Genomic DNA, 13844 nt, shown 5'->3' on the forward strand with positions numbered 1-13844 from the left:
GCAAGCCAGCTCCCACAATTGGAATGTGGGCAGGCGGCTAGAAATCAGTCGGCTTGCAGGTCGCCATCGCTGGCAGGCCAGCTCCCACAATTGGACTGTGCGCAGGCGGCTAGAAACTGGTCGGCTGTCAGGCCGCCATCGCTGGCAAGCCAGCTCCCACAATTGGAATGTGGGCAGGCGGCTAGAAATCAGTCGGCTTGCAGGTCGCCATCGCTGGCAGGCCAGCTCCCACAATTGGAGTGTGGGCAGGCTGCCAGAGACTGGCCGGCTTGCAGGTCGCCATCGCTGGCAGGCCAGCTCCCACAATTGGACTGTGGGCAGGCTGCCAGAGACTGGTCGGCTGTCAGGCCGCCATCGCTGGCAAGCCAGCTCCCACAATTGGAGTGTGGGCAGGCTGCCAGAGACTGGCCGGCTTGCAGGTCGCCATCGCTGGCAGGCCAGCTCCCACAATTGGACTGTGTGCAGGCGGCTAGAAACTGGTCGGCTGTCAGGCCGCCATCGCTGACAGGCCAGCTCCCACACAAAACCAAAGCCGACCGCATCGCTCTTCACCACTCAACAGGATGAGCGTTAGCTCGGCTGCAGCTCTTGATCTCAAAGGCCCGTCGGCAGGCTGAGTGGAGGGATTGATCCGGGGGTGGGAGCGCAGCGACCGTTCGACGAAGTCGAACACATCGAGAGGAGGTGCAGCGAAGCAAACCGGAGGCGATGCGCCCGGATCAGTCCCGGAGCGAAGGAACCCCGAGCCCCAGCGAGCGGGCCGAACGTCAGGGTAAAGCCTTTTTGGTTACTTTTTCGGCGTCTGGAAAAAGTGACCCGCCGTAAGGGCGGAACCCTAACCCGCCATTACCAAAAAACCGGATATTCACTCAAAGCCAAAGCCAAAGCCAAAGCCATCAAACCACATCAACCCCAACGTGAATCGCATCATGCCGCCAAAACTCCAGATCACAATCAATCAACCGCTCATGCTGATCATAATTAACCCGAGCAATCCTTAACCCCGGACTCCCCACCGAAACCCTCAAAGCCGCCGCCGCATCCACCGACAACGACGTAGGCACGATCTCAAACCGCACCCGCCCATAGTGCAAATCGTAATGCCGCGCATACAACTCGGTAATCGACTGATTCAAATCAAACTCCAGAATCCCCGGAAAAAACTGCGGATTCAGATAATGCTCAACATAAAGCACCAACCGCCCATCAATCCGCCGCGACCGACAAATCTGAATCACACTCGACAACGCCGGCAGTTGCAACCACGCACACACCGCCGCCGAAGCCGGTTGCAATCTGGCCGAAATCACCTCGGTCGAAGGCACCCGCCCCTGCGCACTGACCATCGCGTGAAAGTGACTGCGCTGCATCAGGTTGTATGCCAGACGCGGCGGCGAAACGAACCAGCCACGCCGCTCCTCACGATATATCTGCCCCTGCGCCTCCAATTGCAACAACGCCTCCCGCACAGTAATCCGCGTCGTGCCGAACAACTCACTGAGCTTGCGCTCGGCTGGCAACTTGCTGCCGGGCGCCAAAAGTCCGTGGTCGAGTTGCTCCTGCAAGACCTGGCCAATCGCTGTCACCGCTTTTGTTGCCTCATCGCGCATCAACGTTACCTATCTGGACTAGACCAGCACTGTTTCGGGGCAAAACCGCACGACGATCACGCCGTTTCCATGTACTGCAAGCCTAGGCAGTGCAGATGACCGAGAGATGACAAGCCTGCTCAACGGTCGCACTCACGACTTGCAATACATCGGCCAAGTCCCTTGCCCATTGGGGCTTTGAGCATGGTCTAAGCTTGTCAGGCAGCCGCTAAAACCGGGCAAACAAAACACCTGACGCAAGGTCACCGACATCAAAGTGTCATCCAGCCCCCTTAAATTGGCTCAGGTATTGCTGACCTAGACCAACACAAACCGCAATCGCAGCGTTGAACACCACCAAGGAGCTTCGGAATGAAACAGCTTTTCCTGGCAACACTGTTAGGCTCGACCATTGCCATGTGCACCGCCGCCATGGCGGCAGACACCGATCTGAAAACCCTCGAAGCCGCTGCGAAAGCGGAAGGCGCCGTCAACAGCGTCGGCATGCCCGATGACTGGGCAAACTGGAAAGGCACCTGGGAAGACCTGGCCAAAAAATACGGCTTGAAACACATCGACACCGACATGAGTTCGGCCCAGGAAATCGCCAAGTTCGCCGCAGAAAAAGACAACGCCAGCGCCGACATCGGCGACGTCGGTGCCGCCTTCGGCCCGATCGCGGTCAAGCAAGGCGTGGTGCAACCCTACAAGCCAACCACCTGGGATCAAATCCCGGACTGGGCCAAGGACAAGGACGGCAACTGGGCGCTGGCCTACACCGGCACCATCGCCTTCATCGTCAACAAGAAGCTGCTGCACGGTTCCGAAGTGCCAACCAAATGGGCTGACCTCAAGGGCGGCAAATACAAGGTTTCCATCGGTGACGTGAGCACCGCCGCACAAGCCGCCAACGGCGTTCTTGCCGCTGCACTGGCCAACGGTGGCGACGAGAAAAATATTCAGCCCGCCCTGCTGCTGTTCGCAGACATCGCCAAGCAGGGTCGCCTTTCGATGGCCAACCCGACCATCGCCACCATGGAAAAAGGCGAAATCGAAGTCGGCGTGGTCTGGGACTTCAACGGCCTGAGCTATAAAGCCAAGATGGCCAACCCGGATGACTACGTCGTGCTGATCCCTTCAGACGGATCGGTGATTTCCGGCTACACGACCATCATCAACAAGTACGCGAAAAACCCCAACGCCGCCAAGTTGACCCGCGAATACATCTTTAGCGACGCCGGCCAGACCAACCTCGCTCGCGGCAATGCGCGTCCGATTCGTGCCGAACACCTGCAACTGCCGGAAGACGTGAAGGCCAAACTGCTGCCGAACGAGCAGTACAAAAAGGTCACCCCGATCAAGGACGCCGATGCCTGGGAAAAGACCTCGAAAGCCCTGCCGCAGAAGTGGAACGAAGAAGTCATCGTAGAGATGAAATAACAGCGTAAACCCCGCTGAAAACTGTTGGAGATCCCTGTGGGAGCGAGCTTGCTCGCGAAGACGTCGTATCAGCCGACATCAATGTTGAATGATCGACCGCATTCGCGAGCAAGCTCGCTCCCACAGGGTCTTGAGTTGATTTCGAGATACTTGAATTACGCGGAGTTTTTGCCCCTATGAAGCACAACGTCATCCTTGTCGTGCTCGACGGCCTCAACTACGAGGTCGCGCGTCACGCCATGGGGCATCTGCAGGCTTACGTTGGCGCAGGACGCGCAGCGCTCTATCAGTTGGAGTGCGAGTTGCCGGCCCTGTCCCGACCGCTTTATGAATGCATTCTTACCGGCGTGCCACCCATCGACAGCGGCATCGTCCACAACAACGTCGCGCGCCTGTCCAATCAGCGCAGCCTCTATCACTACGCCCGCGACGCTGGTCTGACGACTGCCGCAGCGGCTTATCACTGGGTCAGCGAGCTGTACAACCGTTCGCCATTCGTGGCCGCTCGCGACCGTCACACCGACGATCCATCGCTGCCGATCCAGCACGGGCATTTCTACTGGAACGATCACTACCCGGATTCGCACCTGTTCGCCGACGCGGAAAACCTGCGCCTGCGCCATACGCCGAATTTCCTGCTGATCCACCCGATGAACATCGACGACGCTGGTCACAAGCACGGCCTCGACAGCTCGCAGTACCGCAACAGCGCGCGCTCGGCCGACATCATCCTCGCCGACTATTTGCAGGGTTGGCTCGACGCCGGTTACCAGGTACTGGTGACCGCCGACCACGGCATGAACAACGACCGCTCGCACAACGGCCTGCTGCCGGAAGAACGCCAAGTGCCACTGTTCGTCCTCGGCGACGCTTTCAGCCTCAACGCAGACGCCATCCCCAAGCAGACCGAAATCTGCGGCACGGTCTGCGAACTGCTCGGCGTGCCCCATGACAAACCTGTGTGCCGGGAGCTGCTCAAGTGAACTCAATGACTCGCGGCAAATGGCTGGCAGCCCTGTGCCTGGTGCCCTTCGCTTTATTCTTTATCGTGTTCGAAATCGCCCCGCTGGTCTGGGTGATGATCAACAGCCTGCAATCGGAAGAGTTTGGTTGGGGCGTTGAAAACTTCACGAAAATTTTCAGTTCGAAATTCTATTTGCAGGCGATCCAGTACAGCCTCGAGATCAGTTTCTGGTCGAGCGTATTCGGCATCATCATCGCCGTACTGGGTGCGTATTCCCTGCGCCGGGTCGACTCGAAACTGCGCAATTTTGTGAATGCCTTCGCCAACATGACCAGCAACTTCGCCGGTGTACCCCTGGCTTTCGCCTTCATCATCCTGCTCGGTTTCAACGGCAGCATCACCATCATGCTCAAGCAGGCCGGAATCATCGAGGACTTCAACCTGTACTCGAAAACCGGGCTGATCATCCTCTACACCTACTTCCAGATTCCCCTAGGTGTGCTGCTGCTCTACCCGGCTTTCGACGCCTTGCGTGAAGACTGGCGCGAGTCCGCCGCGCTGCTCGGCGCCAACGGCTGGCAGTTCTGGCGCCACATCGGCCTGCCGGTGCTGACCCCGGCGCTGCTCGGTACTTTCGTGATCCTGCTGGCCAACGCCCTCGGCGCCTATGCCACGGTGTATGCGCTGACGACGGGCAACTTCAACGTCCTGCCGATCCGCATTGCCGCGATGGTTTCCGGCGATATTTCGCTCGATCCGAATCTGGCCAGTGCGCTGGCCGTGGTGCTGGTCGCGCTGATGACCATTGTCACCGTCGTGCATCAACTGCTGTTGAAGAGGAGCTACCATGTCTCGCGTTGAATCCGGCCCGGCCGGCGTCTACCACCGCGTCGTGGTCTACCTGCTGTTCGCCATCCTCTTGCTGCCGCTGGTGGGCACGCTGATCTACTCGATTGCCAGCAGTTGGTCGGCAACCATCCTGCCCAGCGGTTTTACCTTCAAGTGGTACATCCAATTGTGGGGCGATCCACGCTTCCTCCACGCTTTCGGACAATCGCTGCTGGTGTGCGTCGGCGCGCTGGTGCTGTCGGTGGTGTTGATTCTGCCGCTGCTGTTCGTGGTGCATTACCACTTTCCAAAGCTTGATGCGCTGATGAACATCCTCATCCTGATGCCCTTCGCGGTGCCGCCGGTGGTGTCGTCGGTGGGCCTGTTGCAGCTCTACGGTTCCGGGCCGATGGCGATGGTCGGCACGCCGTGGATTCTGATCGGTTGCTACTTCACCGTGGCGCTGCCGTTCATGTACCGGGCGATTACCAACAACCTGCAAGCGATCAACTTGCGTGACCTGATGGACGCCGCGCAACTGCTCGGTGCCAGCACCTTCCAGGCGGCGGTTCTGGTGGTGTTGCCGAACCTGCGCAAAGGTCTGATGGTGGCGTTGCTGCTGTCGTTCTCGTTCTTGTTCGGTGAGTTCGTGTTTGCCAACATCCTCGTCGGCACCCGCTACGAAACCCTGCAGGTCTATCTGAACAACATGCGCAACAGCAGCGGCCACTTCACCAGTGCGCTGGTTATCTCCTACTTCTTATTCGTGCTGGTCCTGACCTGGATCGCCAACATCTTGAACAAGGACAAAAGCGAATGAGCTATGTCAGCGTCCAACACCTGCAGAAAAGTTATGCGGGTACCACCGTATTCAGCGACATCGACTGCGAAATCCAGAAAGGCGAATTCGTCACCCTGCTCGGCCCATCCGGTTGCGGAAAATCCACGCTGTTGCGTTGCATTGCCGGCCTGACATCGGTGGATGGCGGCAAGATCCTGCTCGATGGCGTCGATATCGTGCCGCTGAGTCCGCAAAAACGCGGCATCGGCATGGTGTTCCAGAGTTATGCGCTGTTCCCCAACATGACCGTGGAACAGAACGTCGCCTTCGGCCTGCGCATGCAAAAGGTCAACGCCGACGACAGCCACAAACGGGTTGCCGAGGTGTTGAAACTTGTTGAGTTGAACGATTTTTCCGGCCGCTATCCGCATCAACTTTCCGGCGGTCAATGTCAGCGCGTTGCCCTCGCCCGTTCGCTGGTCACTCGTCCGCGTTTGTTGCTGCTGGATGAACCGCTGTCAGCCCTTGATGCGCGAATTCGCAAACACCTGCGCGAACAGATCCGTCAGATCCAGCGCGAACTTGGCCTGACCACGATCTTCGTCACACACGATCAGGAAGAAGCGCTGACCATGTCTGACCGGATTTTCCTGATGAATCAGGGAAAAATCGTACAAAGTGGCGATGCCGAAACCCTGTATACCGCGCCGGTCGATGTGTTCGCTGCTGGCTTCATCGGCAACTACAACTTGCTCGACGCGGATGAAGCATCGAAGCTGTTGCAGCGCCCGATCAACCACCGCATCGCCATTCGCCCGGAAGCCATCGAATTGAGTCTCAACGGCGAACTCGATGCGCAGATCCGCAGCCACAGCCTGCTCGGCAACGTCATCCGTTATCGCGTCGAAGCACGCGGCGTGGAACTGGTGGTAGACGTACTTAACCGTTCGGCCGCCGATCTGCATCCGAACGGTAAACGTCTGGCGCTTTCCATCGATCCGACGGCCCTGTGTGAGGTAGCCTGATGACTTTGCTGACGTTGAAGAGAGAACCGCACTGATGGCCCTGGCAATTTTTGATCTGGACGAAACCCTGATCCACGGCGACTGCGCCACCCTCTGGAGCGAGCAGATGAGACGCTTGGGCTGGGTCGACCCTGAGTCGTTCATGCGCAAGAACAACGAACTGATGGACGCTTACAGCCATGGCAAATTGCGCATGGAGGACTACATGGAGTTCAGCCTCGAACCGATGATCGGCCGCACGCCGGAAGAAGTCGAGCACCTGGTCGGCCCGTGGGTGGAAGACTTCATCGAACCGATCATCTTCAGCGACGCGACCAAAACCATCGCCGCCCACCGCAAGGCCGGCGACCGGATTCTGGTGATATCGGCGTCGGGCACCCACCTGGTCAAACCGATTGCCGATCGATTGGGCATCGACGAAATTCTCGGCATCGAACTGGAAATCGCGCACGGCGTATACAGCGGCCATACCGTCGGCACCCTGACCTACCGCGAAGGCAAGATCACCCGTTTGCTGGAATGGCTGGATGCTGAAGAAGAAAATCTGGAAGGCGCGAGTTTCTATTCCGACTCACGCAATGATCTGCCGTTGCTGCTGAAGGTGGATTTCCCGCATGTGGTCAACCCGGACCCGGTGTTGCTTGAGCACGCTGAAAAATCCGGCTGGCCGATCCATCTTTGGAAATGACAAAAATTTAATTTGGAATTGCAGGCAGGTTGGCACCAAAATCTGAATTCGACTCAATATGTCAGGTTGGTGTAGCTCGACAGTACAGCTCGGTCAGTCCCCTCTCCCTTTGGGAGAGGGTTAGGGTGAGGGGCTTCAGCTCAGGCTGTCGTCGATCACCAAGACCAGTTTCCCTGCCACCGTATTGCTCGCCAGCTCGGCAAACGCCGCCTCGGCATCGTTCACCGGGAAAGCCTTGGCCAGTTGCGGTTTCAAGCGTCCTTCGGCAAACAACGGCCATACGTGCTGGCTAAGGTCACTGAACAGATCCGCCTTGAACTGATCGTCACGGCTGCGCAAGGTCGAGCCCAGCAGTTGCACGCGCTTGGCCAATACTTGTGCCAGATCCAGTTTCGCCTCGCGGCCGCCCATCAGACCGATCAACACCCAGCGTCCGTCCAGCGCCATCAGCTTGAGATTCAGCGCCGAATAATTGCCACCGACCGGATCGAGGATGACATCGAACGGGCCGAGGTCGCGCAGGCTTTCCAGATCATCGGTGCGCACTACCCCGCCCTGCGCCCCCAGACCTTCACAGTAGGCCAAACGCTCGGCCGAACCGACGCTGACCCAACACGGATTGCCGAACGCCTTGCACAACTGAATGGCGGCTGAACCGATTCCACTTGCCCCGGCGTGCAAGAGAACTTTCTCACCCGGTTTGAGCGCCGCAAGCTGAAACACATTCAGCCAGACTGTTGCATAAACCTCAGGCAATGCCGCCGCCTCAATCATCGATACGCCTTCGGGCACAGGCAGCACATGCCGGCCGTCGACCACCACCTCTTCGGCCATCCCGCCCCCGGCCAGCAGGGCGCAGACCCGATCGCCAACCTGCCAGGACGAACCTGCGCCGACCTCGCTGATCACCCCAGAGCACTCAAGACCGAGCACTTGGCTGGCACCCGGCGGAGGCGGATAAAGCCCTGCCTTCTGTAATAAATCGGCTCGATTGAGGCCCGCTGCCGCCACGCGAATGCGAACTTGTCCTACATCACATGTAGGACTCGGCTCTTCAACCCAAGCCACTTGACCTTCCACGCCTTGCAATGCCTTCACAGTGCCTCCATAGTGAGTCTGGACTGAGCCCGAAGCTGTAGCGCCGGGCTTTTTGCATTATGCGACCGGCTCTTGTAGAACCGGCGACTTCAAAGACGGCCTAATATGCGTTATCAATTGTCCCCGCGTCGAATCAGCATGAAGCATTTGCTCCCCAGCACCGCCCTCGCTCTTTTTATCGGTATCGGCCTGTTGCCGGTCTCGGGCAATACATTCGCAGCCAACAGCTGGGACAAATTGCAGCCTGATCGCGATGAAGTCATCGCCAGCCTGAACGTCGTCGAGTTGCTCAAGCGTCACCACTACAGCAAGCCGCCGCTCGACGATGCGCGCTCGGTGATCATCTACGACAGCTACCTCAAGCTGCTGGATCCGTCGCGCAGCTACTTCATGGCCAGCGACATCGCCGAATTCGACAAGTGGAAGACCCAGTTCGACGACTTCCTCAAAAGCGGCGACCTCAACGCCGGGTTCACCATCTACAAGCGCTATCTGGATCGCGTCAAATCGCGTCTGGACTTCGCCCTTGCCGAGTTGAACAAAGGCGTCGACAAGATGGACTTCAACACCAAGGAAACCTTGCTGATTGATCGCAAGGACGCACCTTGGCTCAAATCCACCGCTGAACTTGACGACCTGTGGCGCAAACGCGTCAAGGACGAAGTCCTGCGGATGAAGATCGCCGGCAAAGAGCCCAAGCAGATCCAGGAAACCCTGACCAAGCGCTACAAGAATCAATTGTCGCGTCTGGACCAGACCCGTCCGGAAGACATCTTCCAGGCGTACATCAACACCTTCGCTATGTCATACGATCCGCACACAAACTATCTGTCGCCGGATAACGCGGAAAACTTCGACATCAACATGAGCCTGTCCCTCGAGGGCATTGGCGCCGTGTTGCAGAGCGACAACGACCAAGTGAAAGTCGTGCGCTTGGTGCCGGCAGGCCCGGCCGACAAGACCAAAATGGTGGCTCCGGCCGACAAGATCATCGGCGTTGCCCAAGGCAACAAAGAGATGGTCGACGTCGTCGGCTGGCGTCTGGACGAAGTGGTCAAGCTGATCCGCGGCCCGAAAGGCACCGTGGTGCGCCTGGAAGTGATTCCGGCCAGCAATGCACCGAACGACCAGACCACCAAGATCGTGCCGATCACCCGTGAAGCGGTGAAGCTCGAAGACCAGGCCGTGAAGAAATCCGTGCTGAACCTGAAACAGGACGGCAAGGACTACAAACTCGGCGTGATCGAGATTCCAGCCTTCTACCTCGACTTCAAGGCGTTCCGTGCCGGTGACCCGGATTACAAGAGCACCACTCGCGACGTCAAGAAACTGCTGACCGAACTGCAGAAAGACAAAGTCGACGGCGTGGTCATCGACCTGCGCAATAACGGCGGCGGTTCCCTGCAGGAAGCCACCGAGCTGACCAGCCTGTTCATCGACAAGGGCCCGACCGTCCTTGTGCGTAATGCCGATGGCCGCGTCGACGTGCTGGAAGATGAAAACCCGGGTGCGTTCTACAAAGGCCCGATGGCACTGCTGGTCAACCGGCTGTCCGCCTCGGCTTCGGAGATCTTCGCTGGCGCCATGCAGGACTACCACCGTGCGCTGATCATCGGCGGCCAGACCTTCGGTAAAGGCACCGTGCAGACCATTCAGCCGCTGAACCATGGCGAGCTGAAACTGACCCTGGCCAAGTTCTACCGGGTTTCCGGTCAGAGCACTCAGCATCAGGGCGTCCTGCCGGACATCGACTACCCGTCGCTGATCGACACCAAGGAAATCGGCGAGAGCGCCCTGCCGGAAGCCATGCCGTGGGACACCATCCGCGCGGCAATCAAACCGGCAGCCGATCCGTTCAAACCGTACCTGGCACAGCTCAAGTCCGAACACGACACACGCACCGCCAAGGATGCCGAGTTCGTGTTCATCCGTGACAAGCTGGCGCTGGCGCAGAAACTGATGCTGGAGAAAACCGTCAGCCTCAACGAAGCCGACCGTCGTGCCCAGCATGCCGACATCGATGCCAAGCAACTGGTGATGGAGAACATCCGTCGCAAGGCCAAGGGCGAAGAGCCGCTCAAAGAGCTGAAAAAAGAAGACGAGGACGCTCTCGCGGCAGCCGAGCCGGACAAGGTCAAACCAGAAGACGATGCCTACCTGAGCGAAACCGGGCGCGTTCTGCTGGATTACCTGAAGCTGAGCAACCAGGTGGCCAAGAAGTAAGGTGATGGCAATTTAATGCTGACGATCCCCGGATCGTCATCAAACAGTCATCATTCTGTCGTGCAATAAAGGACTGGGAGCCACTCTTTTCATCGAGAGCGCTCCCAGTCCTTTTTTTATCGCCAGAGATTGCCATGACCACGACAGAACAGCTGAGTGCCTTGAGCTCAATCCTGACTCAAGGCGGATTGCACAGCCTGTTCCAGCCGATCATCTGTCTCTCCGAGCGCCGCATTCTCGGTTACGAAGCCCTCACCCGTGGCCCGTCCAATAGCCCGCTGCATTCGCCTATCGCGCTGTTCGCCGTGGCACGTCAGGCCGGGCGCCTGAGCGAACTGGAAATTGCCTGCCGACAAAGCGCTTGCCGCCGTTTCAGCGAGCAGCAACTGCCGGGCAAGCTGTTTCTTAACGTCTCACCGGAATCCCTGCTCGAAGCCGCGCACCAGCCGGGGCGCACTTTGCAACTGCTGCAGGACTTAGGCATTCCACCCAGCCAGGTGGTGATCGAACTCACCGAACAGACGCCGATCGACGACTTCCAACTGCTACAAACCGCGCTGCATCACTATCGGGCCATGGGTTTTTCCATTGCGCTGGACGACCTCGGCGCCGGGTACTCGAGCCTGCGCCTGTGGTCGGAACTGCGCCCGGATTACGTGAAAATCGACCGACACTTTATCGACGGCATTCATCAGGATGCATTGAAGCGCGAGTTCGTCGGGTCGATCCTGCAAATCGCCAAAGCCTCACGGGCGCAGGTGATTGCCGAAGGTATCGAATTGCCGGAAGAACTGGCGGTGCTGACCGAAATGGGTGTCGACCTGGTGCAGGGTTACTTGCTCGGTCGCCCACAAGAGCATCCACCCCGCGACGCCCGCGCCTTGATGCCTAAACACGACAGCAGCGCCGTAGCACTGAACGATGAAGGCAGCGACCTCAGCGCACTGCTCAACGAGCAACCGGCCGTGCCTCGCGATACGCCGACCGCCACCGTGCTGGAAGCCTTCCGCCGCCAGGCCAATCTCAACTCGCTGGCAGTCCTCGACGAACAAGGCCAGCCTTGCGGCATTGTTCACCGCCACTCCCTGTCTGATGCCCTGCTCAAACCGTTTGCCACCGATCTGTTCGCGCGCAAACCGATCAGCCGATTGATGAATGACGACTTCCTCGCCGTAGAGATGAGCCAGTCGCTGCAACAGGTCAGCCGCCTGATCACCAGCCGCGCCCGTCAGCGCATTGAAGAAGATTTCATCATCACCCTCAACGGCGGCTACCTCGGCCTTGGCCGGGTGATCGACGTGCTCAAACTGATCACTGAACTGAAAATCCAGCAGGCCCGCTACGCCAACCCGCTGACCTTGCTGCCCGGCAACGTGCCGATACAGCAATGCCTGACACGCCTGCTGCAGCAAGGCCGCGAATCGGTCATCTGCTACGTCGACATCGACAGCTTCAAACCCTTCAACGACATCTACGGCTACGGCCGCGGCGACGAAGTTCTGCTGTGCCTTGCGCAATGCCTCAACGAACGCGTCGACCCCTCCCGCGACTTCGTCGGCCACATCGGCGGCGACGACTTCCTCCTCGTCCTCGGCCCCGAAGACTGGCGCAAACGCCTCAACCAATTGCTCGACGACTTCCAAAGCCAATGCCGCCGCTTCTACCGCCCCGAACACCTCGAAGCCGGCTGCTTCATCGCCCCAAATCGTCAGGGGGTGCGGCAGGAGTTTCCGCTGCTGTCACTGTCTATCGGCGTGGTGCATTTGCATCCTGAAGCGTGTGCGCAACTCGACGCCAGTCAGCTTGCGGAGATGGCTTCGCAGGCTAAGCATCATGCGAAGAATATTCCGGGGTATAGCGTGCATTTGCTAGACACCATCACCGCGCTCGACGTCCACGCACAGCAACTTATCGGCCAACGCTGATTCCTCCATCAACACAAATCTCTGTGGGAGCGAGCTTGCTCGCGAAGGGGCCAGTCCAGACATTCAGTTTTAGGGTCCGTAAAAACTACCACAACGATCGACTCTCAACTCTCGCCTTGTTTAAGTCGTCACTCCACTCCTCAATGGCTAATTTATGTATATCTTCAAAAAACCCGCGCGGATCATCTACCACTGTTTCATCCCACGCAACGCAAGTATTTGAGTCATAGTCATCCTCAAACTGTTTTGAAAAATCAAAATCGGGAGAGTTCAAGGCATCTTCAAGAATCTCAACCATCAGAAATTTATGCCGATAAGTAAAACCTGGAAAATTGTTAAGAATAAACTCCCTTATCACCACCGCTCTATCGTGAGGTTTGTTCGGATCATAAGCCGACAAAGCCACGCCTCTGGTTTCTTCACGATCAAATGTCTCTATCCCCCCCAGCCAATAAGATAGCTGGGGAATAAACGGAATATCGAACTCTGGCCACTTCAACATATAAAACTCCCTAATCTGGAAATGCCGTATAAGGACTCTGACTATTTTGGTTACGAAACCTCACTTCAGAGTAATTTAGTTCATCCACGTACTTAGGGTTCTGCTTATCCTTTTTATTTGGCTTATATCCTCTACCACCGCCTGGCATCTCCTTTCTTACTACTGGATCGCCCTTATTTGTAAACCCGGTAGGGGCCGGGGGCGTTCGACTCATTCGCGAGATAGCATCATTAATTGCATGAAGCTGAAGTAACCAATTCCGAAATTGAGAACTTGAGTTAACGCCTTCTTTAACTCCCTTCTTTATCGGATGGCTACCGTCAATGGATCTCTGCTTCAACGCTTTGTCCGGTATTTCCGGATTATGTTTAGCTACGGTATGCATGTCATAAAGCTTTTCATACTCGTGGACGCGTCGCTTTGCATTTGCCTCTGCCAACTCATCAATCCTGGCCCTCCGCTCCTGCGCTGTCATCTTCGGCAGCGCTGGCTCACCTTCATCAACCTTAGCGCCACTTACATCACCCGGCACCTTACAACCCGGCTTACCCGGCGGCGGACAGTTGGAACTCAACCCCAACGGATCCACCCAGCCCGTCGGATTCGGCACGTACTGATACGAGTTCAACCCGCCCGCCAACTTGATCGGGTCCGGCGTCAGATACCGTCCAAGTCGTGGGTCGTAGTACCGATGCCGGTTGTAATGCAGGCCGCTTTCTTCATCGAAATACTGCCCCTGAAAGCGCAGCGGCTGGTCCAGGTATTCCTCGCCGGCCAGGGT

Annotated in this window: 12 protein-coding genes; 8 read left to right on the forward strand and 4 right to left on the reverse strand. The window is 57.7% G+C overall.

Annotated features, from left to right (window positions below; translation table 11 throughout):
* Positions 1-896: 896 nt before the first annotated feature.
* Positions 897-1610 carry a UTRA domain-containing protein gene (locus ACIQVE_RS26445; RefSeq protein WP_047300343.1) on the reverse strand — a complete coding sequence of 238 codons (714 nt, stop codon included), beginning with the start codon at positions 1608-1610 and terminating at the stop codon, positions 897-899.
* Between the two features lie 351 nt (positions 1611-1961).
* On the opposite strand from ACIQVE_RS26445, the gene ACIQVE_RS26450 reads away from it, so the two are divergent.
* The 6 genes from ACIQVE_RS26450 to ACIQVE_RS26475 all read left to right on the forward strand — a co-directional run bounded on the left by ACIQVE_RS26450 (position 1962) and on the right by ACIQVE_RS26475 (position 7315).
* Positions 1962-3029, forward strand: a complete 1068-nt coding sequence (locus ACIQVE_RS26450) for an ABC transporter substrate-binding protein (RefSeq protein WP_402814197.1) — start codon at positions 1962-1964, stop codon at positions 3027-3029.
* Positions 3030-3205: 176 nt separating this feature from the next.
* A complete protein-coding gene (locus tag ACIQVE_RS26455) occupies positions 3206-4012 on the forward strand; it encodes an alkaline phosphatase family protein (RefSeq protein ID WP_402814200.1) in 807 nt (268 codons plus the stop codon).
* Positions 4013-4017: 5 nt separating this feature from the next.
* On the forward strand, positions 4018-4854 hold the full coding sequence (locus ACIQVE_RS26460) for an ABC transporter permease (RefSeq protein WP_402814223.1): 837 nt from the start codon (positions 4018-4020) through the stop codon (positions 4852-4854).
* Positions 4841-5641 carry an ABC transporter permease gene (locus ACIQVE_RS26465; protein ID WP_402814203.1) on the forward strand — a complete coding sequence of 267 codons (801 nt, stop codon included), beginning with the start codon at positions 4841-4843 and terminating at the stop codon, positions 5639-5641. Before ACIQVE_RS26460 ends, ACIQVE_RS26465 begins: the two co-directional genes overlap by 14 nt.
* Complete coding sequence (locus tag ACIQVE_RS26470; protein WP_402814205.1) at positions 5638-6627, forward strand: ABC transporter ATP-binding protein; 990 nt, start codon at positions 5638-5640, stop codon at positions 6625-6627. Before ACIQVE_RS26465 ends, ACIQVE_RS26470 begins: the two co-directional genes overlap by 4 nt.
* Positions 6628-6661: 34 nt before the next feature.
* Positions 6662-7315 carry an HAD family hydrolase gene (locus ACIQVE_RS26475; RefSeq protein WP_402814208.1) on the forward strand — a complete coding sequence of 218 codons (654 nt, stop codon included), beginning with the start codon at positions 6662-6664 and terminating at the stop codon, positions 7313-7315.
* Between the two features lie 135 nt (positions 7316-7450).
* On the opposite strand, the gene ACIQVE_RS26480 is transcribed toward ACIQVE_RS26475, so the two are convergent.
* Entirely contained in the window at positions 7451-8413 is a 963-nt protein-coding gene (locus ACIQVE_RS26480) for a zinc-binding dehydrogenase (RefSeq protein ID WP_402814211.1), read from the reverse strand.
* A 138-nt stretch (positions 8414-8551) separates the two neighbouring features.
* On the opposite strand from ACIQVE_RS26480, the gene ACIQVE_RS26485 reads away from it, so the two are divergent.
* Together ACIQVE_RS26485 and ACIQVE_RS26490 are read left to right on the forward strand one after the other, a co-directional pair.
* Positions 8552-10636, forward strand: a complete 2085-nt coding sequence (locus tag ACIQVE_RS26485) for a carboxy terminal-processing peptidase (RefSeq protein ID WP_191627742.1) — start codon at positions 8552-8554, stop codon at positions 10634-10636.
* A gap of 134 nt (positions 10637-10770) precedes the next feature.
* Complete coding sequence (locus ACIQVE_RS26490) at positions 10771-12561, forward strand: bifunctional diguanylate cyclase/phosphodiesterase (protein ID WP_402814214.1); 1791 nt, start codon at positions 10771-10773, stop codon at positions 12559-12561.
* An 85-nt stretch (positions 12562-12646) separates the two neighbouring features.
* Here ACIQVE_RS26490 and ACIQVE_RS26495 read toward each other — a convergent pair whose 3' ends face one another.
* Both ACIQVE_RS26495 and ACIQVE_RS26500 read right to left on the reverse strand, forming a co-directional pair.
* Complete coding sequence (locus tag ACIQVE_RS26495) at positions 12647-13063, reverse strand: hypothetical protein (protein WP_402814217.1); 417 nt, start codon at positions 13061-13063, stop codon at positions 12647-12649.
* A gap of 10 nt (positions 13064-13073) precedes the next feature.
* On the reverse strand, positions 13074-13844 hold a 771-nt coding region (locus ACIQVE_RS26500; RefSeq protein ID WP_402814220.1), incomplete at its 5' end, for an RHS repeat-associated core domain-containing protein.

The sequence above is a fragment of the Pseudomonas sp. NPDC098747 genome (assembly GCF_044760045.1).
GTDB lineage: Bacteria > Pseudomonadota > Gammaproteobacteria > Pseudomonadales > Pseudomonadaceae > Aquipseudomonas.